Source organism: Desulfomicrobium aestuarii (genome assembly GCF_055385525.1).
In genome coordinates, this window is record NZ_AP042427.1 from 2416631 (window position 1) to 2438565 (window position 21935).

Sequence of the window (21935 nt, forward strand, 5' to 3'; positions counted from 1 at the left end):
AAAAATGCATTTTTTACTGCATTACTGGTTATTCGAAATACGTTATTTCCGAGTAAATTTCAATTAATTTCAGTTCGTTGTCACATTTTCAGGGTCGACGAATTATATAAAAATCCCGATTAGACAGACTCAAAAACACTCAATCCACTATGCCGCCCACTCCTTGCACAACAACTCCGCCTGCATCAGCACAGTCTTCACCGCCTCTGCCTGAAGATCCGGCGGATAGCCGTATTTGTTCAGGATGCGCTTGACCATCACGCGAATCTTTGCCCGCGCCCCTTCTCGTAGCGTCCAATCAATAGTCACACTCTTGCGGATCAGTGTGATGAGTTCAGTAGCGATGACCTTCAACTTGTCGTCACCCATGGCCGTCACGGCGGACTCGTTGACGGCGAGTGCGTCGTAAAACGCAATCTCGTCATCCGTCAGCCCGAGATTCTCACCCCGCTTTGTCGCGGATTCCATTTCCTTGGCCAGCGTTATGAGCTCTTCGATAACCTCCATCGTTGAGATAGCACGGTTATGATAGGCGTTGAGCGTCTTCTTGAGCTTTTCGCTGAAAACCTGGCTCTGAACAATGTTCCGCTTGGAACGGACCTTTAGCTCATCCTTGAGAAGTTTTTCCAGCAGTTCGGCGGCGACGTTCTTGTGCTTGAGGCCGCGCACTTCGGCAAGGAATTGGTCGCTCAGGATGGATATGTCGGGCCTCGGGAGTCCAGCTGCGGTGAATACGTCGATGACCTGGCCTTCGGTGGTGATGGCTTTGGAGACGAGCTGGCGGATGGCCGCGTCGACCTGCTCGGGGGTCTTGCGGTTGGTACCGCTTTGTTTGTTCAGCGCGGCTTGCAAGGCCTGGAAGAAGGAAACGTCTTCGCGAATCTCCGTTGCTTCATCGCTCGCGGCGCAAAGGGCGAAGGCGCGGGAAAGTTCGGTTACCACCTGCACCCAGCGTTTCTTGCCGTCTTCCTGACTCAGGATGTGCTCCTGACCGGCAGGGATGAGGGCCAGGCGTTCGGCGGGTTTGCCGGTGGTCCATGATTCCCAATTGAAACCGTGCATGATGTCGCAGGCAATATTGTGCTTTTCCAGCATCACGGCGATAGCCTGCCTGGTGTCAAACGTCGGGTCACCCTTGCCGCCGCTCTCCGTGTAATTGGCCAAAGCATGCTTGAGCTGATCGGCAAGCCCCAGATAATCCACCACCAGGCCACCCGGCTTGTCACGAAAGACGCGGTTCACGCGGGCGATGGCCTGCATGAGGCCGTGCCCCTGCATGGGCTTGTCGGCATACATGGTGTGCAGACATGGCGCGTCAAAACCAGTCAGCCACATGTCGCGCACGATCACGATCCGGAAGGGGTCTTTACTGTCCTTGAAACGGTTAGCCAGCTTGCGGCGCTTTTCCTTGTTGCGGATATGCGGCTGCCAGTCCGGACCGTCTTCGGCACTGCCGGTCATCACCACCTTGACCACACAGTCTTTGCCTTTCTCGACCTCGATGTCGTCATTTGTGGCGCTGGCCCAGTCTGGCCGAAGCTTGATGAGCGCCTCGTAAAAATCCACGCAGATGCGGCGGCTCATGCACACGATCATGGCCTTGCCGTCCATGGCCTCCACGCGCTTCTCGAAATGCGCCACCAGATCGGCGGCGATAAGCGCGACACGCTTCGGATCTCCCACCAACGCTTCCAGCGCTGCCCACTTGGACTTGAGTTTTTCCTTCCTCGTCTCTTCTTCGCCTTCGGTGATCTCTTCAAAATCCGCGTCGAGCGTCGGCAGTTCGCTGGCGTTCAGGCCAAGCTTGGAGATGCGGCTCTCGTAGTAAATCGGCACAGTGGCCTTGTCGGCAACGGCACGCTGGATGTCGTAGATGGAAATGTAATCGCCAAAGACCGCCCGCGTGTTCGCGTCCGTTTTCTCGATGGGCGTGCCGGTGAAACCGATGAAGGAGGCGTTTGGCAAAGCGTCCCGCATATGCCGGGCCAGACCGTCGATAAGATCGTACTGGCTGCGGTGCGCTTCGTCTGCAATAACGATGATGTTCCGGCGCTCGCTCAGGCAGGGCATGCGCTCTCCCCGCTCGGGAAGAAATTTTTGGATCGTGGTGAAGACCACTCCCCCGCTCGCCACAGCCAGCAATTCGCGCATCTTCTCACGATTCACAGCCTGTACTGGCGTCTGGCCAAGAATGTCGTGGCAACGCTGAAATTGGCCGAAAAGCTGGTCATCAAGATCGTTGCGGTCGGTCAAGACCACCAGGGTCGGATTCTGCATCGCGCTCTCGCGGATCACGCGGGCGGCAAAGAACAGCATGGTGAAACTCTTGCCGCTGCCCTGCGTGTGCCAGACAACTCCCGCACGCCGATCGCCCGGCTTGCCACCATACATGCGACCCGCCCAATACGTGCCCGCGCTCTCGCTGAGCGTTGCGTTCTTTCCCGCGAAATCATGTGGAGTGAGCGAAGCGCGAATGGTCTCTTCCACCGCCGCGTTCACGGCGTGGAACTGATGGTAACCCGCGATGATCTTGTGGAGTGCCCCGGAGTCCGGATCCTCTTCGAAAACAATGAAATGCTGGAGCAGATCAAGAAACCTCTGCCGCTCGAACACCCCGCGCACCAGCACTTCCAGTTCAAGAGCCGACTTCGGAGCATCAGTTTCTCCGTCAATGGTACGCCAGACCTTGAACCATTCCTGATTGGCCGTCAGCGAGCCCATGCGGGCCTGCAAGCCGTCACTCACCACAAGCAGTGCGTTGTAATGCAGCAGCGAGGGAATTTGCGCCTTGTAGGTTTGGAGCTGAGCGTAAGCGCTCCAAATCGTCGCATCCTCATCCGCAGCGTTCTTGAGTTCGATCAGCCCCATCGGCAACCCGTTGACGAAGATCACGATATCGGGCCTGCGGTTATGCTGGCCTTCGATGACCGTGAACTGGTTCACCGCCAGCCAGTCATTGGCCTGCACATCTTCAAAATTTACCAATCGCGCATGGTCACCCGCGATGCTGCCATCGGACCGCGAATACTCCACCGGCACTCCGTCACGGAGCATTTTGTGAAACGCGCGATTCGTCTGCGTGAGGGATGGCGTTGCCACCAGTAAAACCTTGCGTACGGCATCTTCCCGCGCCTCTTCGGGCATGGCCGGGTTCAGAAGTCGAATAGCATCACGCAGACGTGCACCAAGAACCACATCACCAAACGAATCCCGCTCCGCCGCCGATTCACCGGGCGCGAGCATCGGGCCATGCATTGCAGCATAGCCCAGTTCCCCGAACCATTGGAGGGTAGCGTCTTCGATGAGGGATTCGTTGAAGGTCATAAGCTATGTGATTTTGAGTGCAACTTTCGCCTCGGCAACGTAATGGTCAGCAGCATGATTCATACTCACTTCGTATTCATTCCTAAGACGCTTAAAAATGAAGTCTAAAACCGGCGGAGCCTTTCGGCGGTTCTCCAGAATCTCATCCTGCAGGTTTCGCGACATCTCAGTGAGTATTGAGTTTGATTGCCCTGATAGGGCTGCTTTCCAAATTGTGCCGCAATGGTCTTTGAGCTTGTCTAGTCGGTCTGCTGCTTCCCGCTGCTCAGTGAATTGTCGTAGAGCAATTAAGAGAGCAGGAGCCAGAGGAAGAACTCCTTTTAGCAGAAGCGCCTCTAGCGAGGCGCCAGCGCTCAATGCAAGGTAGCAGATTACGACGAAAACAGAAAACACAATTCCCGCGATCCATGCCGCATAATGCCGTCTCTGTGTAGAGTCCCACCAGCAGTTTGATCTCTGACAGATAATTCTACCAACATGAAGAGGTAGCTCGTCCGCTCGCGGTGAGTACCAATTCTTGAGCGTTGGCATCGTGTCCCCCCATTTCTCGTATTTCGAGGACTGAGCTTTCACCAGTTCGGGATCTGGGCGCCTCCCTGCTTTTAGGTCGTTCCACTTTAAATGAAGCACATCGCAGTCGAAAGCCTCCTGAATTCTAGCCGCCGCTCCTCTAAGTGACTTTTGCCACGGTGTAAGCCAGAAAAGGTCACACAAGGCAAGAAGCACACCCCACGACGCAACGTAAACTTTGAAGTCCGGGCACAACAAAACAAAAGCAGCACCAGAAATTGCAACAGGACCACCCATAACTACCTGCCAACCGAAAATATATTTCGCTATAGCGTATAGTTGCCTCTGTGCCGCAAGGCGTTGAATTTGCTTATCCGTATTCTGTGTTTCTGCAATCATAATTTCAGTAGTAAGTTGGAAACTCATCGTGGTAGAGCAATCGCCACCAATCAAAGGCCTCTTGAATTTTTCCATTCGTGACAGCCGTCCGCGCCTTATCGGCCCGTATGTATGCCATCAATAGTTTTGACAGGGCATCCTCACGGGCAGCATCGCTCTTACACGCAGGAATGTATCCCGAAACGCCCATCGGATCTTGCATGGATGCCAATTGGCTATCCATCAGCATTTTCAGAATATTCCGAACATCGATATCGTAAACTATCATCTTCTCGTCAGAAGCATATTTCGCAACGCGCAGTTCTAGATAAAACGAAGAGATTGGGACAGCGCGGAAGAACTTCCAAGCCTTCAAGAACCTGATCAGCGGCTTCACTTTACCGCCAAGTTTTTCGTCTACGGCGCGCACGTAAGCATTGTGGGCGTCGGGACTTGCCTTCATCCAGCCGCCAGCACAGTCGGCAATACCATAAACTTTAAACCCGTTCGATTCACCAACGTGGTATGCAGGGACGATCTCCGTAATTTCTGATTTTCTGGTTCCAAAAGGAAGCACAACAGCAGGACAACTAACCGCAACTCCCGTATTTGGAAAACGTTTGTCCAATGCATTTCGAACTTTTACGAGCGTGGATGTTGAAACCTGCGTAAGCTGATCTGTCGGCAAACATGCTAGATAATCCACGTCACTGTATCTTGAAATGCTCGTCCAGTTACCGAAAGAACCTATTCGAACAAATCTCTTCAATCCAAAGTTATTTTTGAGACACGCCTCGATTGACGCTCGGTGATTTTTTGCTGCGTCTGACTCCGTCTTCTGAGGCTTCAACTTCGACAGAAAGTCTTCAAATCCTTGTTCGATCGTCCTAGGCATAGCTGTTACTCGTTTACTTCCGTTGTGAGTTCCCCACTCAGCAGCTTCGGCAACAGCATGTCGCGCAGGGTGGCGAGAGTGCGGGATTCGTAGAGGTTGACGTGGATGCGGTCGAGCATCGGTTGAATATTGCGAGTGAAGGCTGCAGCGATGGGTTTTGGCGGCAGTGCGACTTTAAAGGAACTAATGTCGCCCCAGTTTGTGCGCGGCATCTTGGTTCCTGTGGATGCGAGGTCGGCAAATTGAATCAGCTCATCGCTACTTGCGTGCCCGAGTAGGAAACCAAACCACTCCGGGTTCATCGGTGCGAGGACGAGGATGTCAGTAGAGCAAACGCCGTCGAACGGTGCAACGCCGACTTTGTGAAAATAGGGCCTCAGCTTGCCGAAGAGAATTTCACCCTTCTTGAAAGCGGACTTGCCGCTCGCCACATCGGCGGAGTCGTCCCAATCGCCTAGGGCGATGCAACGGCGCGGCATGTGTTCCAATGCTATGTAGGGAGTGTTCGGTGCGATGTCGCTGGGCTGGACGCCGCGCCGAAAGTTTGTGCCAATGTCGCCAAGTTTCCCAGCCGTCCATCCTTTAGGGATGTGCCCGACCTCCGATTCTTCAAACGAATCCGGAAACAACGCGGCCGTGGGCTCATCCATTCCCACAGGTTTGCGGCCATCAAGTTTGGCACGGACTGAATCGAAATCCACAAACCAACTCTGGAACAGCGCCCGCGCCATCGCCTCCAGCGTCGCGTTCATCCGCCGGTTCAACTCGATCTTGTCGTCCAGCGCTCCAAGCACCGCCGCGATGGCTTTTTGCTCGGCGAGGGGTGGGAGCGTGATGGAAAGGCGGCGTTGGTCGGTGAGGCTCAGATACGGAGCCATGTCCGTGGACGCCTTCATGGCTGACAACTGTTCGATGAACTCAACGCCTTGGGACCAGTAGCGAAGGAAACCACCGCACAACCTCTCAGCGTCGCGGCTTCTCCAATAACTGAGATGCGGCGAATAAACGAATGGTGGAAGTCGGTCGGTCACATATGAAGTGCGCCCGGTGCTGTTTCCTTTCGTCGTGATGATCGTGTCGCCAACCTTTGACATCTTCGAGCGCACTTTGCTTGCAAGGTGATCGTGGAAGTGCTCAACACCCGTGAAGTCGATGTGGCTATCAGTGACATGACCGGCACGAAGGAAAATTGGGCCGATGCCACCAAGCTCGTTGTTCTGAGCGCGGTAGCCGTCGCCGATTTCCAGCAGACCCTCATCGAGGAGTTGCTGGAATGTCACTTCTCGCCTTTCACCCGCCATAACCCAACCCCTTCAAATTTGCCTTAATAGCCAACTCCAATTTCGCGGAATCCTCGAGCTGAGCATGAAGTTCCGCCACCAACCGCTTCATCTTCTCCTCAAAAGGCTCACCATCATCTTCAACCGCTTCAGCCCCAACATAACGTCCCGGCGTAAGCACAAAACCATGCGCGGCAATTTCGGCTGACGTTGCGGATTTACAGAAACCGGCGATGTCTTCGTATTCGGTTGCGCCGTTGTCTCCTCGCCAGCGGTGATAGGTACCGGCGATTTTCTCCAAATCGGCGTCGGTCAGCTCGCGGTGGACGCGGTCGATGAGGGTGCCGAGTTTTCTGGCGTCTATGAACAAGGTGTGTTTGCGGCGGTCGCGGAAGCCGCGTTTGGTGTCGGCTCCTTTGTTTTTTGTCAGGAACCACAAACAGACCGGAATTTGCGTGCTGTAGAAGAGCTGGCCGGGCAGGGCCACCATGCAGTCCACCAGGTCGGCTTCGATCAGGGCGCGGCGGATATCGCCCTCTCCTGACTGGTTGGAAGACATGCTGCCATTGGCCAGGACAAAACCGGCCATGCCCAGAGGAGCAAGATGATGAATAAAGTGCTGCACCCAGGCAAAGTTGGCGTTGCCTTTAGGCGGGATGCCGAACTGCCAGCGCACGTCATCGTCCTTTCGGAACCAATCCGAATCATTGAAGGGCGGATTGGCAAGAACATAGTCGGCTCGCAGGTCGGGATGCAGGTCTCGGCGAAATGTGTCGGCGTGCTCAGGGCCGAAATCGGCTTCGATGCCGCGCAGGGCCAGGTTCATGACGGCAAGACGCCTGGTGGTTGAGTTGCTCTCCTGTCCGTAAATGCTGATGTCCCCAACCTTGCCGCCGTGGGCTTCCACGAATTTCTCGGACTGCACAAACATGCCGCCGGACCCGCAGCAAGGGTCATAAATGCGCCCTTTGTACGGCGCGAGCATCTCGACCAGACAGCGCACGACGCAGGATGGTGTGTAGAACTGACCACCGTTCTTGCCCTCGGCGCTGGCAAAGCGGGTCAGGAAATACTCGTACACGCGCCCGAGCAGATCAACGGAACGGTGCGTCTGTTCGCCCTCGCTGGCTGCCGTGAGTGTGATGGTGGCGATCAGGTCGATGAGTTCGCCAAGTCTGTGCTTGTCGAGACCGGGCCGGGCGTAATCCTTGGGCAGCACGCCTTTGAGGCGCGGATTGTCACGCTCGATGGCGACCATGGCATCATCCACGATCTTGCCAATGGTAGGCTGCTTGGCGTTGGCCTGAAGATGAGACCAGCGGGCATCCGCCGGAACCCAAAAGACGTTCTCGGCCTTGTACTCATCCGGATCTTCGGGATTCGCGCCTTCGTAATCGCCCTCACCGGCGATTAGCTTTGCTCGGTGCTCTTCAAAAGTGTCTGAAATATATTTTAGAAAGATCAGTCCAAGGACAACGTGCTTGTACTCCGCTGCGTCCATGTTGTTGCGCAGCTTGTCGGCAGCGAGCCAGAGCTTGGCCTCGAAACCAAGATTGGCTGTGGGTTTGGTGTCATTTTTTTTGGGACGAGCCATGAATACAATTCTCCAGGAAAATTATCACAGAATTACAATACGATATGGATCAACAAGAGGACCGGCCTCTTGGCGATAAAACTTTCAAGCCCATAGCGCACAGAGAGCGTATGACACAAGACATAATTTCGGGCAGTTGCAGACTTTTTATCGCACCGGATCGACTATTTCAAACATCGTACCCGAGGCACCCAACAAATATTGTCGAATTAGCAATAATTGCGTATTTGCGATATCAACACCAAATAATACCCAATGCCTCATCTTGAAGGAGTCGCCATGGGAACCTTTGAACTCGGAACGCTCTACAATCTCGCACTGAGCAAACTGACTCCAAATCCTGATCAGCCCAGAAAAGTCTTCTCAGATGATGAAATCAACATGCTCGCAGAGTCGATCAAGGAGAATGGGCTCCTCCAGCCCATCCTGGTCAAAGAACTGGAAGATGGACAACTCATCATCGTATCTGGAGAACGCCGATTCAGAGCTCATGAGCAACTGAAGCTTGAATCAATACCAGCGTGGTTCACGACCGGAGACCCTGAAGAGCTTGCCCTCGTTGAAAATCTGGTCCGAGAGGATCTGTCAGCGATGGAAACTGCGGAGGCTCTCAAAAAACTTGCTAACAGATTTGAAAACAGGACTCTCGATGATATTGGAAAAATAATTGGTAAGCGCAAGAGCACTGTCTCCGAAATCTTGTCGCTCAACGACCTTTCCGAAAACATTCGAAAGACAATTCGTGGGGACAAACGGTTTGCCCTCCGTGAACTGAAAAAAATTGCGACCTACAAGACCCCGAAAGCGCAAGAGAAACTCTTCGCTGCCTATAAAGCGAAAATTGAAGCCGAATCTCTGGAAAAGGCAACCCGAGTCAGATCAAAAGGTGCAGATCTTCACATTAAAAAAATTACGTCCATCCAGGACTACTTCAAGAAGATGGCCGCCGATGATAAAGTCTTGGAATTGAGTTCACTGCGAGAACAACTGATCAACCTCAAAGATGACATCGAAACAATATTGAATAATCTTAGTCAATTAACTTCAAAATTCGACGCGTCGAACGTCCAAGAGGCACCCGCAAAGCCCAAAAAGAAGAAAAAATAGTTTTTTGCACATATCCTGATTGCGGACCATAAAAGACATATTCAAGCATTTGGTTGAGCCCATTGGGGGCAAGGAAGGCTGGTAGGTGATCGCGTCCTACCAGCCTTTCAATTTTATCAACGTGCTCAAACTATTCAGCCTCAGTAACATCTATCTGAATTAACCAAATTGTATTGAGCATCATCGGATCTTAATTATTCATTGGCCCAAGTTAGATCGGTAATTTTCTGTGCGTCTTGTGCGACACAAGTGGCTCTGTCTGGCAAAAAATCCCGATTTTTCTTGCAAATATTCACTCGCACAAACGCACAAAACGCACAGACGTTTTTTCCCGAAACATTATCCATACTCCACAAAAGACCTTGAGCCTTAAACTTATTCATACTCGAATGATGAATGTGTTAATACACTTTACTAATCATCATCTATGCTTGATAAAAATTTACTACAAAATAAACATGCTTTGTCATTACCACTCCTCCATTTTATCAAACAGCAAAAATAGCCTGTGCGTTTTGTGCGTCTGTGCGACATAAAAAAACCTGATAAAATCAGGCTATTTCAATATTACACAGCTTCAAACTCGCACAAAACGCACAAACTCAACTTTATCAAAATAAATCATCCAGAACTAACGACGACGCTTCAACGCTAAGAGTCGACTCTTGATCAACTTTTTCCTCCCAGGCGCTAGGAATGAAGGTGAGCCCTCGACAATTAGTACCATCAATAGACTTCGTTTCGCGAATAGTACCATCGTTCTTAAGTTCAATCCATCTTCGCTTACTCAACTCTTCTAAGACAGGCTTTCTATTGACGCCCCGAAGAATTTCATTGAAAACTGCATTCAACATCAAATAGCGCTTACCACCAGATTTATCCTCCCAAGAATAGCCCGCTTTTCTCGTACGCGTATCTGTCTTTGCATAACGAATTGGAACATACCGTTGTTCTCCTTCAACTGCAAAATGATCTTGAATTCTCCTGAGTACTTTATAGACTTCTAGATCCCCAATACAGTCACGCTGGCTTAGCCAGATTTTAAACCAGTGAGCAGCAGATTTCCATACATCTTCTTTCTCGTAAGGAAAAATTCCGCATCCGATGGCAAATTCACCAGCGCTTGCGATCAATGCAAACTTGCGACACACGCGACGTACTTGGCCAGAAGCACCTTCAGGACTATTTTTCTCTACAAATTTCTGCGCTTGTTCACAGATAAGGGCGACGTTTTGCATCTTCTCAGATGGGCTTGAACCACAAAATGCCGTCAAAAATGCGCGCAGTGGACTACCGTAATACTTCTGGCAACTGCTTCCAAGGTCATCGCTCAAACGCGCGCTATCATCATACCCATGTTTATTTTGGTAGAGATCCTGCCCAATCCCAGCGTCAATGGGCAGATCGATAACCCTGACCTGTTGTCCAACATGAACGGTGTATTTACCCGTCTCCTGAATCTTATCATTAATTGTAAGCTCCCCAGTGGAAAGAAAGTTAAGCAACCAATTGCCAATGTTACGGGCGGAAGCATCTGATTTCATTCGAGCCTTCCCCTGACCATTAGCGAGCATATAAGGAATTTGAGCAATAGTTTCCGCTGAAGCTTGCCCTATCTCATCAAGGACCAAGAGATTGTCATCGTGCAAGACAGCTGTGTTTTCAATTGCATTATGAGTACTGTTCCATTGTCTCATAAAACCTTTATGGCCTCCCCCACCACAAACACTCCCGGCAACATGGGCGGCAGTCGACTTTCCAGCTGAGGATGAACCGAAAATATGGATACCGCCACCTTCGAAGCCACATGGCCTCAGCAATGGTCCGGTCAACGCATAACTCGTCAGCAGAACAAGCAGAGAGTTGTCCCTACAATATTTGCCTACATGGTCTTTCCATTCATCAAGTGAACCAGAAACCTGATGAAGGCTCGTCAGATTGCTTTCAAAATATATTTCCTCATCGAATGGACTCCCTAAAATCTGGTCAGGTAGCACATATGCGTCTCCCTGCCAACCGACCTTGCTAAATCGGAGAAACAACTGGCCCGCCGGAGCATTTGCTTGCAGATATTCCATGAATAAGGACTGCGCCTTTGGGGCATTAGAAAACTCAACGCCATTATCTGCAAGAAGCGCCCTCACGGTGTCACCACGCCCCACACAATCTCGCATGTTGATGATAATCTTTTTTTCCACTCCGTCTGGCGCCTTAACTTCAACGAGCCTCGACCACTCCAGTGATTCCGGAGTACGAAGCTTCCCTAATATTTTCAGAGGACTACAGATGAATTGCCCAGCAACTGAGCTTTCTTTGTCTGCACCATAGTACACTCCGTCTTCTTCAAGAGAAAAAGCAGATGCAGCCTGGGAGATTATCGCCTGTTGCCTCATCCAAAGATATCGTGGACTCCCAACGTTACAATTTTTGCCACAGTTATGAAGTTCTTTTAAATACGAACAAGGTAGATCATTAGATTGGCGCTCACAGTGCCGAATCTTATCTTCTGTCTCCTTTTCAGAATAATTGGGATATCCTTGGCTGAAGAAGTGGACGATCGGTTTGGCTTCAGGGCCAAAACCCATCAATATCTTAACCATAGCCCACCATTCCGGCTCTGAGAGGGCCTGCCTATTGTTCCAGCAGTGTGCGATAAATCCACAATCCAGCAGTGAATCTAAGCCCAGTCTCGCTCCACGACGTCTACTCAGGATATTCCTAATGCTCAAAACAGAAGAATATAATTGCTCCATCGCTGAAGATCTCTCGGGCGGATCCGCCACAACTGGAAAATCCAATCTCGGTGTATCTGCCATAGCGAGTAGATGCTTAGCATCATATTTCATTAATTCGTCAGATGTGACTGGGACCTTGTAACGCCCGTTAGCCCTTCTAATATTTTCACGCCGTAAAAGCCGTCCCTTACCCATATTGTACATTTGTAAATCCAGAATTTTGGCGCAATCATGATCACTCCATGTCCGCATGATAAATTTTACCATTTCTTTATATATGAGTGGCAAATATGGGTGCCCGTCCTCTGCGCCAAATATTTCCGCTGGAATTTCCACATGGCACCCTTTTCCTCCGGATATCCAGTACTTTAAGCTATATGGATTAACACCATACGTCCCAAGAAGTGTTCCCCAAACTAAATCTCTTGTGAAGTTAACTGCTATCTCAGGATCTAATTTGTAATCAATATCCAAAAATAGAGGGCCAAATCGAATCGGCTCTGGCTTTCCATCTGCTGGCTCGTAACTGAACGATGTCGTACTGAAAGCGGTATATCCATCCTCCAACGCTTGCTTACGAGCATCTTCACTGTCCGGAATAACTTTCCAAGAATTGTCTCTTCCTTCAACTCTGTCAGCATACCCTGCATACATAATTCTCATTTCTTGACTTTCCATTGCATAACTCCCGTATTGAAATATTCACACTAGTGAGCGATAAATTGCGAATAGTGATCAATAGTGCGCATATTATATCATATTATTTTTAAATTTTTTTTACGTTTTAAATATTTTATGACACAGGAGATTAGCCATAGCTTCATGTAATAAACAACAAATTTGCCATTATAATATGCATTATACATGACTTTATGCCATTTATTAACTTAATGTCAGGAGGAAACATGCATCAAGATATGATGTTTTTTGTAGAAAAAATCAGCCAGTCATTGCCGCCAATATTTACACGTAGTGTAGCTGTCAGCAATCTCGGGGGACTACTCGGTGCCAAAACGCTGGCAAACATCGACAATAGAGGGGAAGGGCCAACATCAAAAATCAGAATGGGTAAAAAAGTTCTTTACGAGCGTGACTCCTTTATTGAGTGGTTAAAGCAATATTACAAACTATCATGAATAGTGAGACACGAGGCCAGCTCGTGTCTCACCTAGAGCGCCTAGTGAACAAACCTGTTTTAAAAGCGTAGGTCCCAGGCAGATTGAGACAAATGGATTTTCACAAATAAATTTTCGACGTAGGCAATGGTGCCAACACGAGCCCTACCCCTCACAAAGTAACTAGCTTATCATTATGAAATTATTGAGCTTAATATTTTTGACATAATTTTTTCCCTGATTTTCAGCGAAAACCCAGCGCATTCCCAGAGAAGAGGCGGCGCAAGCCCTGTCCATTTCAGAGCAAAGCTCGCCTATAGGCTACAATCCACGGGTGATCAGCGGAGCAAATGAGGCGCAATCTCACCGCAAAACATCATAAGCCAACAGTAATCAGAGAAAGACTTCAGCCCCTGTCCTGCGGCACCGGCAAGAACCATCTGCGCAGAACACGTGAAAACGGCCTGGTCGTGCATTCGAAAACGGCCACCTCGAACACTCTGATCGCGGCACAGGAAAAGAGTAGCTGCGTTGACTAGTTGGAGACCACCCTCAGGAGTGAACACGACCTGCGCCAGGGACGGTCACGGCAGACCATGGCTAGGCTCGCCGGATTTCCGTCCATCAAAACGCTGGACGACTACGACTTCAATTTTGCCACGAGGGCGCCGAGACAGCGTTTGCTGGAGCTTTCCAGCCTGGCATTCGTGCACCGCAAGCAGAACATCATCTTCCTCGGGCCAAGCGGGACAGGAAAGACGCACTTGGCCATCGCTCTGGGCTATCTGGCCACGCAGTGCGGCATCAAGTTCCGCTTCATGTCTGCGGCGGATCTGATGCTTCATCTGGAGAGCGCACAACGGCAGGGGCGCTACAATGCTTGCCTCAAGTGGAGCGTCCTCGGCCCGAGGCTGCTGATTATCGACGAGATCGGCTAACTCCCGTTCAGCGAGACTCAAGCGAATCTGATCTTCCAGGTCATAGCCAAACGATATGAGTCGGACTCGGTCATCCTGACGTCGAATTTGAGCTTTGGGGAATGGAAACAAGCCTTCGGTAGCAATACCGCGCTGACATCGGCAACGCTGGCCAGGCTTCTGCACCATGCCCATGTCGTTCAGATTCGCGGGGACAGTTACAGACTCAAGGACAAGCGTAAGTCCGGAATCATCGGTCAGCAGATTCCGGCCATGCAGGCAGAGGATTAGGCTGGGTGGGTCAGATTTAAGTTGCCGAAAATCGGCAAGAGTGGGTCACATTTCAAATTCCGTTGACACTTGGGCCTGCTCGCCTCGGATCGGGCCGTGGACACTTACGAGCGCAAGCTGGCCGCGCTGACCAAGGCGGATCTGCTCATCATCAACGACTTCGGCCTCAAGCCCATGCGCCCCAGGCAGGACGAGGACTTCCATGACGTCATCACGGATCGCTACGATCGGCGGCCGACAATCATCACCAGCAATCTGGATTACTCGGAGTGGAACGACGCCTTCCACAACAAGCTGCTGGGCGCGGCCACCTGTCGAACGAATCATGCACGGCACCTATCAGGTCGTTCTGGTCGGCAAGAGCTACAGGACACCTCACAAGGATCTTTCCCCTTGCAGAGGCTACTCATAAACACATAACCAGACGAGGTCGTCCGAGCGAAAAATCACGCGCAACGGAAATCCAGCATTACTGGATGCAAAAAAAAGAGGGCGCCCCGTACGCAGAGGCACCCTGTTTTTTTGCAGAATGGTGATCTATAATGCGACACAGACTCTATACACAACGATAATACGTAGCCTTGCCAACGCCTTCTTGTTTGACCAAATTAAGCTCGACAAGTTTCCGAAGTATTCGACCTATTTTATCGGTTTTGAAGCCGGTCACAGCCTCCAATTCAACTCGTGTATACTTCTTTCCTTTGAGAGAGGCATACACCTTTTCCTCGTCTGGAGTCAGATTGTGCATTATCGCCATATCCTCAGGAGCTGGTTTTGCAGAGTTATCATCGGACTCAGCACGTACATTTGCTGGCAGCGGTTCTATTGTTGGAACCAAATCGCCTTCGATGTGTTTCCATACCCCGCCTTTAGGGAGATGATAAATTGCAGATTTTCGCTCAAGGAGGGTAGCAGCTTTGCATTCTTCGAAAGTTATCTTCGTAACAGGACCACCCGCATTACAGGCGCTTTCAAGTTCAGGGCTTAAGGGCTTCTGGTCCACCAGTTGTTCCCGGCCATCCAGCCTGATAACATTTTGAGACTGGCTTTTAAGTTCGGACGGCCCCATATAAGTTGTTTCATCTTTGCCGGAGTGATGAATAATAATTACCGCAATACCAGCTTCTTGTAATTTGTGAATGAACGAGAAGAGGTTCCTGACATTACCTTTTACAACATCAGGAGCCAAAGCAAGTATGTTATCGATAACGAGAACTTGCGCTTTCATCTCTATAAGATCTGAAATAATTTCTGCAGCGCAGGCATCATCAAGAATATTAATCTCTGAGGATGGTGGCAAAACGCGCAGATTTTGCCTTATAAGCTCTTGTGCTTCTGAATTACCCTGTACAAGTTGCAAGCATCGATCTTTGAAGTCTACTCCGCCAACTTCACCGTCTAAGTAAGCAACCAAACGTTTTGATATCGAATATATCCCAAATGCATCGGCACCAGTCGTAATTGCCTTCACTAACTGGAGAGCAAACCAACTCTTCCCTGCATTGGAAGCTCCCCAAATAAATGTCAGATACCAAGCTGTGATCAGATCGTCCCATGTAGGGATGTCTGCCTGCTCATGTCCGTCAGGCAGATCGTCAATAGACAAAAACCTGATTTTCTTCTTAACATTACGAACGTCATCCTGCCCAGCACTGACCAAACCGTTATCCTTCAGCCATTCCGGATAATCCGAGGATGGAATGGATCTTTCCAGTAGGCCAAGAGCGAACTTCGATGGCAGTTCAATATCCTCAATACGCACAGATTGAGCCCACAGATCCTTTTTCCACCGTGCGCGAATAGTGGACTCAGCGGCAACAGGATCTCCACCTGCTCTGACAGGCCAAGGGTAAATACTCACCGTTGCCCCGGCCTTTTCGCAACGGTCTGCAAACCTAGAAGCACTTACCAGCGATTCCTGATTGAACCCAGGAACAAGCACAACGTGGTGCCCGGCCGTATCACTTAGATCCAAGGCTTCGAAAGCACTTGAATCTCCAAAGTATCCAGAAATAATGATCCCTTCCAGTTCAAGCAGAGACGATTCACGCGCAATACGCCTGAACTCCATTGCAACCGCCATGTCCATGCAGATAATTATAGTTGCACTTTCATGAATAGCCATCTCTGCACGAGAATACAGCCAAGCTGGAACTGGAGTTGTACCAATTTCGAGAACATAACTGCCGTCCTTTTGAACGCGATTAGCTATCAAGAAGAATTTATTCGTTGAGCATGCCTTGTCCATGTATAAGCAAACGGCCTGTTCCTTCATCCCGCGATAATCGTTCTGATAGTCAATATATTTGAGCAGGTATAGCTGCCCCTCGATCACAAGTTGTTTAGGAATTAGCTCCTTTATTTGTGAGTTATGTACTGTAATGATCGAACCTAGTTCTTTTTTTACAGGAAATGTATGAAAGCAGTATTCAGGTTTCAATCCGAGGAGATATCCAACAATCAGCGCAGCTTTACACCTACTTCGTTCTATAATCGTAATCGCCAGGTCAATGATCCCCACAGATTCCGTAACGCTAGCTGATTTCATCCGCCTTACATAATCCCATGCTTGAGCAGTTCCAACTCCTATTTTTTCCAAAAATAAAATGCGAAATGCATCGCTGAGCATAGAAAATACAATTTCAATCAGAGCAAAGAAGATTCTCCTCTTTAAGTCCGAGATAAGATCTGACGGCAATTGCGCAGCATCGACTTTCTCCACCAGCTTGGAAACGTGTGGCGCCATGCGTGGCTTATCTGCACTCGAAGGCATAAAGCTTGGACTTGGAAAGCAAAAATTGCTTGCTGGAGCAGCGGGCGTTACTTCACCAAAACGATGGGTTGTTGCTGGCGAGCTACTATCCCAACGACTTCCTGGCTTCGGCTCAGACACCGAACTGCTTATAGGCTCCGTATCAATAACCTCGTCCGTCGACCCTTGGCACCGCTTTCCACCTATATTGAATAAACGCGTCACGGGCCGGCCTGTCTTGACTGACCGCTCCATATCGGCCAATATATCATTACCCATAATGACTCCTCTTCATGGGCTGGGATTTTCCCAGCCCATGAAATTTACTTTTCAGGAATAATTGTGATTTCAAAACGAGGCACTACAACAGGAACGATAGAGACCTTGAATTCTTTTATCTTAGCGAGTACTTCCTGTGAACTACCAAGAGCCTTCACAATCTCTTGAACTATTCTCTGAGCATCACAATTATGATTGCTCATGCCATCAGAATATTCCTCTAAACTCATACGTCACTCCTTAATGAATGAATTTCATGTTATCAGTACATTACGAATAATTTTAATTTCTCATATTCAACCCCCAATATAATTATTTATATAACTAATTCAATTTTATGGGAATTCATATACTCTATTACGTCTGACAATGCGTAACGAACTGATCTTCCTATTTTTGCATATTTGATCCCTTTTCTCTTATGTCTATTCTTTTGCAATGTAGACAGGCTCAACCCTATCAAGATTGACACCTGTTTTTCAGTGAGCCAAACCTCTTCCGAGCTATTCTGCTTATCCATTCTTGACACCCCTTCAATATTCCTCAGTTGGACCCGCGATTAAACTTCATCTTCATTTTGGCTCCGTCTCTAGCATGCATAAAATACCCGGCCCAGCCGATTATCCGGAAAACACTAATCGTAATTTCAGCCGTTACCGCTCGAAATATTGGTGATTTCCATTGAACGGACCCAACAGTAAATTTTCCATTTTTTTGGATTTTTAAAAAAAATCAGGACGAGGGGAGGGAGGGAACTGACACAACTAACTGAGCTATCTTCACTTTAGCGGACACACCAACTACCCTAATGGGAACGAGAGGTGTGTTCATGAGGAGTCATCGCAAGTACGATCCTGATTTCAAGCGAGAGGCAGTCCGTCTGGTTATCGAAACGGCATGGGAATCCGCGAGGTCAAACGCAGCCTCAACATAACGCATGACGTCTTGAAAGGCTGGGTGCAGAAGCAACGAGACCACCAAGGCGAAAGCCTTCGCGGGCGGTCATGCACCCGAGTCGCCAGAAGCCGAACTGAAGCGTCTCCGAAAAGAGAACGAACGACTCCAGCTAGAGCGTGACATTTTACAAAAAGCAGTGGCCATCTTCTCGACGGACCCGCATCGATATTCGGGTTCATAACCGATCACCGTTCGATGTACGGAGTGAAGGAGATGTGCCGCGTGTTTGGAGTGTCTCTGAGCCGTTACTATGCTCAACTCATTCCAGGAGGGAGCAAGCGGCAGCGCGAAGATCATCGTCTTCTTGTTTCAATCAAGACGTCCCTTGACGGCAGCGAGAGAACCTATGGTGCGGACTGTATTTGTCGGGAACTACGCGAGCAAGGCACGAACGGAAATCTTAGTTTGTGCGAAGGGCTTGGCGTGTCCAGGGGAAAGAACTCTGTCTAACAGCATGTTGAAAAATTCCTTCCGACGTCAGAGCCAAAAATTGACATCGCCGTCATCCTGGCCGTAATCAATTCAGAGAAAATCATGCATTCATCGGAAAATTTCTTTAAGGAGTTTGATTATGTCAGAACTCGTATGCTATTGTTTTGGCTATACATCCGAAGATATTGAGCAGGATGTTATTCAAAACGGAAAATCTACAATTTTTGAACGTATCATGAACGAAAAAAAGGCTGGTGGGTGCCAGTGTGCTGAAAAGAATCCGAAAGGTCGCTGATGTCTTTCAGACGTTCGTCAGTTGGCGGACCAAATTTTAAACAAGACAAGCATTTTACAAAATTTTAACAAATGATTTTTTTATATACGAAACTATTTATATATTGAAAAAATCTCAAAAATATAGAAGGTTGCCATGAACAAGGAGCTGTTATGGGACTTGGCAACCAGAGTGATGACCAGAGTCAGGTGTTTGTCATGTGTGCGGATTTACCGCGCTCACCTGGACACGTTTTTTATGACCGCTTGCAGTCGGTCTTGATCAAGGGCGGCTTTGACCGTTTTGTCGAGAAGCTCTGTGAGCCGTATTATGCGTCTGGTCCCGGCAGGAAATCCATTCCTCCAGGTCGATATTTCAGGATGCACTTGGTTGGCTATTTTGAAGGTATCGAGAGCGAGCGCGGGCTTGAGTGGCGGTGTTCCGACTCCTTGTCGCTGCGAAAGTTCCTACGACTCTCCCTGACCCAGAGGGTTCCGGACCACTCCAGCCTGAGCAGAATCCGCCAACGGTTGCCCCTGGAAGTCCATCAGGAAGTATTCGGCTGGGTGTTGCAGGCGTTGACCAAGTCCGGCCTGGTAGTTGGGGAGCGCCTTGGTATCGATGCTTCGACCATGGAAGCCAACGCGGCCATGCGTTCGATCGTGCGCCGGGATACAGGAGAAACGTACCAGCAGATGCTTGAGCGCATCGCCAAGGACAGCGGGATCAAGACGCCGACCCGTGAAGAGTTGGCCCGCATGGATCGCAAGCGCAAGGGCAAAAAGCTTTCGAACAAGGACTGGAAGTCGGAGAGCGACGAGGACGCGCGGATTACCAAGATGAAGGATGGCCGCACCCACCTCGCCTACAAGCCCGAACACGCCGTGGACCTGGACACCGGAGCGATTGTCTCCGCCGATATCCACAAGGCCGACCAGGGGGACACGACGACGATCGGCAAGACGCTCGAATCCGCCAGGAAGAATCTTTCCGACATCGGTTGTACGCCGATAAGCACGGCTCCGACGGAGGTCATTGCGGACAAAGGCTACCATTCTCGGGAAGTAGTGAAAGAACTGGATAGCGGAGTTTGGAAGACGAGGATCGCCGAGCCGAAGGCGAACGGGTTGTTCAACTGGAAAGGTGACCATGAGGCACGGCGGGCCGTTTACAATAACCGCGCCCGGCTGAAGTCAGCCAAAGGGCGCGAGTTGGCAAAACGACGAACGGAATTGGTCGAGCGAAGTTTTCAGCATGTGCTCGATCGTGGAGGCATGCGACGAACGCACCTTCGAGGGCAGGAAAACGTCCACAAACGATATCTCCTGTGCGTGGCCGGGTTCAATCTCGGCCTGCTGATGCGCCAGTTGATAGGTTTCGGGACCCCGAAGGGGTATTTTTACCTCAATTCAGCGCAAATTTTTGTTTTTGCTTGGGGATGGATGGTCGTTTCGATGATTTTTGTCGAGATGAGGAGCGAGACCGGCGAAGAATTCGTCGGAGCGCAGATTACCGTAGAGCGGTGTTAATCATGAATAAATCAACGGGCTGCTAAGCGCCGCGATGCTTGTCCTCGATCGTCAGCGTATACGGGAAGGCGTCTATAAAAATACGGGGATAGGCGGTGGGCACCGAGTACTGATCCGATTGACCTTAGTAGCGATCTCAAACAAACTCAGAGACAATCCGTGGACAACATCAGCAGCGACCTTGACACAATCAGGCCGCAGCACCTCTTCATAACGTACCCACGCGGAGAATCAACGCAGCGCTCAAATATTGAATGACTTAAGAACTACATTCTCTTAACGAAGCACTTAGACCGCTTATGACTGACATAACTCAGAAATATATGTAAACACCCTTTACAGCTATTTATTCTGATCCGTGGCGATCGAGGTGGCAGGCAGCATGTGTGGACTAAGTCCTGTCTTGCGATTGGGGAATGATTTGGCATAGGCGCCTCGGAAATAGCAAGGAACAATTTGCCTTATTATGAGTTTCAACACGTAATTATCAATCATCATATCTTAAAAATTGAATTTTAGATGCGAATTTTTTTCTAATTTTAGCGGGCTTAGAAGTAGAATAAATATTTGAATTTAAAATAGCCTTACAGGCATTCGCATAACTATCTCTATAATATCGCACACAAGCTACTTTATCCACACAATAACTACATGATTCAATACACTGAATGCCTTCTCTGTATATTAAATTTTTTTCTCGCATCCTTAATATAGCTTCTTCAAATTCACACCCATACAACCTCTTTAAGTCCCAAATCAATATACCCGCAGATCGACTATATATTGTTCTAAAATTCTTATTTATATCGTTCTTTGAAGCTTGTATCAAAATATTTCTATCCGAATCGGATGTTTTGAGCCCTAATCTGCGTTTATGCAATATGAGAGCTACTGCAGCATTAGATACCAGAAATTCTGAATCTTGATTATTATCTGAAACATCTATAATCATTGCTATTTTATTAATCTGCTCATCATATTTAAATTCATACCCTACATTAGATACGTTTTTGCAAAAAATAATTTCAACATCAGGATGGAATTTATCTTGAACAATATAACTCAAAACTTGATAAAAATTTCTAGGGCAAACTAAATCAAATACAGAAATTTTATATTTTAATGTTAATTTGTAAGCTCTCTTTATCCATGAATTAAAAAATGCTTCATCTTTATCTTCAACAATATTATAAAAATCATATATTATCTTATTATTAATTTTTTGTTCATAGTTTATTAAAACTTGTCTCGATTTAGACAAAGCCTTTTTATAATCATTGTCATTAATACTTACATATTCATTAAATTTATCAAGTATAAAATCAACATCCTTTTTATCGGCATATTCTTCAAAATGTCTTTTGCAATACTCAGAAATGAAAAAATTAGTTTCTGCTACAGCAGGATCAACACAAGGGAATTCAAATAAATCAGAATTTTTTTTCATATCGCATACCTACACAATTTTATTATATCCTACTAACAATTTACCTAAATGCGCTTCCTACCTCAACAAAAAATATTAAACTCGACTTTCGGGGTTGTTAGCAAAGTCGCTGAAAAAGA

Annotated in this window: 15 protein-coding genes and 1 pseudogene; 6 read left to right on the forward strand and 10 right to left on the reverse strand. The window is 48.7% G+C overall.

The window, feature by feature from the left end:
• Positions 1–147 precede the first annotated feature (147 nt).
• From ACZ5AC_RS10925 to ACZ5AC_RS10945, 5 genes are read right to left on the reverse strand one after another with little or no spacing between them, the layout of a single operon-like run.
• Positions 148–3324 carry a type I restriction endonuclease subunit R gene (locus ACZ5AC_RS10925; RefSeq protein WP_464247651.1) on the reverse strand — a complete coding sequence of 1059 codons (3177 nt, stop codon included), beginning with the start codon at positions 3322–3324 and terminating at the stop codon, positions 148–150.
• Between the two features lie 3 nt (positions 3325–3327).
• The gene (locus tag ACZ5AC_RS10930; protein ID WP_464247652.1) at positions 3328–4308 is read right to left on the reverse strand and encodes an S-4TM family putative pore-forming effector; all 981 of its coding nucleotides are present in this window, start codon (positions 4306–4308) and stop codon (positions 3328–3330) included.
• Positions 4238–5107, reverse strand: a complete 870-nt coding sequence (locus tag ACZ5AC_RS10935; RefSeq protein ID WP_464247653.1) for an SMODS domain-containing nucleotidyltransferase — start codon at positions 5105–5107, stop codon at positions 4238–4240. The genes ACZ5AC_RS10930 and ACZ5AC_RS10935 overlap by 71 nt, the downstream gene beginning before the upstream one ends.
• Before the next feature lie 5 nt (positions 5108–5112).
• Positions 5113–6408, reverse strand: coding sequence for a restriction endonuclease subunit S (locus ACZ5AC_RS10940; protein ID WP_464247654.1), 1296 nt, complete (start codon positions 6406–6408; stop codon positions 5113–5115).
• Positions 6398–7981, reverse strand: coding sequence for a class I SAM-dependent DNA methyltransferase (locus tag ACZ5AC_RS10945; RefSeq protein WP_464247655.1), 1584 nt, complete (start codon positions 7979–7981; stop codon positions 6398–6400). Before ACZ5AC_RS10945 ends, ACZ5AC_RS10940 begins: the two co-directional genes overlap by 11 nt.
• A 279-nt stretch (positions 7982–8260) precedes the next feature.
• Between ACZ5AC_RS10945 and ACZ5AC_RS10950 the strand changes: the two genes are divergently transcribed.
• Positions 8261–9088, forward strand: a complete 828-nt coding sequence (locus ACZ5AC_RS10950) for a ParB/RepB/Spo0J family partition protein (protein ID WP_464247656.1) — start codon at positions 8261–8263, stop codon at positions 9086–9088.
• A gap of 611 nt (positions 9089–9699) precedes the next feature.
• On the opposite strand, the gene ACZ5AC_RS10955 is transcribed toward ACZ5AC_RS10950, so the two are convergent.
• Positions 9700–12501, reverse strand: a complete 2802-nt coding sequence (locus tag ACZ5AC_RS10955) for a DUF927 domain-containing protein (RefSeq protein WP_464247657.1) — start codon at positions 12499–12501, stop codon at positions 9700–9702.
• 227 nt (positions 12502–12728) lie between these two features.
• Between ACZ5AC_RS10955 and ACZ5AC_RS10960 the strand changes: the two genes are divergently transcribed.
• The 3 genes and pseudogenes from ACZ5AC_RS10960 to ACZ5AC_RS10970 all read left to right on the forward strand — a co-directional run bounded on the left by ACZ5AC_RS10960 (position 12729) and on the right by ACZ5AC_RS10970 (position 14566).
• Positions 12729–12959 carry a hypothetical protein gene (locus ACZ5AC_RS10960; protein WP_464247658.1) on the forward strand — a complete coding sequence of 77 codons (231 nt, stop codon included), beginning with the start codon at positions 12729–12731 and terminating at the stop codon, positions 12957–12959.
• A 485-nt stretch (positions 12960–13444) separates the two neighbouring features.
• Positions 13445–14146, forward strand: a pseudogene (istB, locus tag ACZ5AC_RS10965) (IS21-like element helper ATPase IstB); the annotation flags it as partial.
• A gap of 96 nt (positions 14147–14242) precedes the next feature.
• Positions 14243–14566 carry an ATP-binding protein gene (locus ACZ5AC_RS10970; RefSeq protein WP_464247659.1) on the forward strand — a complete coding sequence of 108 codons (324 nt, stop codon included), beginning with the start codon at positions 14243–14245 and terminating at the stop codon, positions 14564–14566.
• Between the two features lie 136 nt (positions 14567–14702).
• On the opposite strand, the gene ACZ5AC_RS10975 is transcribed toward ACZ5AC_RS10970, so the two are convergent.
• From ACZ5AC_RS10975 to ACZ5AC_RS10985, 3 genes are all read right to left on the reverse strand, one after another.
• On the reverse strand, positions 14703–17177 hold the full coding sequence (locus ACZ5AC_RS10975; protein ID WP_464247660.1) for an AAA family ATPase: 2475 nt from the start codon (positions 17175–17177) through the stop codon (positions 14703–14705).
• A 44-nt stretch (positions 17178–17221) separates the two neighbouring features.
• A complete protein-coding gene (locus ACZ5AC_RS10980; RefSeq protein ID WP_464247661.1) occupies positions 17222–17407 on the reverse strand; it encodes a hypothetical protein in 186 nt (61 codons plus the stop codon).
• Positions 17408–17493: 86 nt separating this feature from the next.
• Positions 17494–17697, reverse strand: a complete 204-nt coding sequence (locus ACZ5AC_RS10985; RefSeq protein ID WP_464247662.1) for a helix-turn-helix transcriptional regulator — start codon at positions 17695–17697, stop codon at positions 17494–17496.
• A 1008-nt stretch (positions 17698–18705) separates the two neighbouring features.
• On the opposite strand from ACZ5AC_RS10985, the gene ACZ5AC_RS10990 reads away from it, so the two are divergent.
• Positions 18706–18861, forward strand: a complete 156-nt coding sequence (locus ACZ5AC_RS10990) for a (2Fe-2S)-binding protein (protein ID WP_118230672.1) — start codon at positions 18706–18708, stop codon at positions 18859–18861.
• 152 nt (positions 18862–19013) lie between these two features.
• Entirely contained in the window at positions 19014–20369 is a 1356-nt protein-coding gene (locus tag ACZ5AC_RS10995; RefSeq protein ID WP_225940604.1) for a transposase, read from the forward strand.
• Between the two features lie 487 nt (positions 20370–20856).
• On the opposite strand, the gene ACZ5AC_RS11000 is transcribed toward ACZ5AC_RS10995, so the two are convergent.
• Positions 20857–21816 (reverse strand): hypothetical protein, encoded by a 960-nt coding sequence (locus ACZ5AC_RS11000; RefSeq protein WP_464247663.1) that lies wholly within the window; start codon positions 21814–21816, stop codon positions 20857–20859.
• Positions 21817–21935: the final 119 nt, after the last annotated feature.

Bases quoted from the DNA above. Each gene is read 5' to 3' on its own strand.
- ACZ5AC_RS10950 (WP_464247656.1), top strand. From the start codon at position 8,261: ATGGGAACCTTTGAACTCGGAACGCTCTACAATCTCGCACTGAGCAAA.
- ACZ5AC_RS10990 (WP_118230672.1), top strand. From the start codon at position 18,706: ATGTCAGAACTCGTATGCTATTGTTTTGGCTATACATCCGAAGATATT.
- ACZ5AC_RS10945 (WP_464247655.1), bottom strand. From the start codon at position 7,981: ATGGCTCGTCCCAAAAAAAATGACACCAAACCCACAGCCAATCTTGGT.
- ACZ5AC_RS10985 (WP_464247662.1), bottom strand. From the start codon at position 17,697: ATGGATAAGCAGAATAGCTCGGAAGAGGTTTGGCTCACTGAAAAACAG.
- ACZ5AC_RS10930 (WP_464247652.1), bottom strand. From the start codon at position 4,308: ATGGAAAAATTCAAGAGGCCTTTGATTGGTGGCGATTGCTCTACCACG.
- ACZ5AC_RS10995 (WP_225940604.1), top strand. From the start codon at position 19,014: ATGGGACTTGGCAACCAGAGTGATGACCAGAGTCAGGTGTTTGTCATG.
- ACZ5AC_RS10925 (WP_464247651.1), bottom strand. From the start codon at position 3,324: ATGACCTTCAACGAATCCCTCATCGAAGACGCTACCCTCCAATGGTTC.
- ACZ5AC_RS11000 (WP_464247663.1), bottom strand. From the start codon at position 21,816: ATGAAAAAAAATTCTGATTTATTTGAATTCCCTTGTGTTGATCCTGCT.
- ACZ5AC_RS10935 (WP_464247653.1), bottom strand. From the start codon at position 5,107: ATGCCTAGGACGATCGAACAAGGATTTGAAGACTTTCTGTCGAAGTTG.
- ACZ5AC_RS10940 (WP_464247654.1), bottom strand. From the start codon at position 6,408: ATGGCGGGTGAAAGGCGAGAAGTGACATTCCAGCAACTCCTCGATGAG.
- ACZ5AC_RS10955 (WP_464247657.1), bottom strand. From the start codon at position 12,501: ATGGAAAGTCAAGAAATGAGAATTATGTATGCAGGGTATGCTGACAGA.
- ACZ5AC_RS10975 (WP_464247660.1), bottom strand. From the start codon at position 17,177: ATGGGTAATGATATATTGGCCGATATGGAGCGGTCAGTCAAGACAGGC.
- ACZ5AC_RS10980 (WP_464247661.1), bottom strand. From the start codon at position 17,407: ATGAGTTTAGAGGAATATTCTGATGGCATGAGCAATCATAATTGTGAT.
- ACZ5AC_RS10960 (WP_464247658.1), top strand. From the start codon at position 12,729: ATGCATCAAGATATGATGTTTTTTGTAGAAAAAATCAGCCAGTCATTG.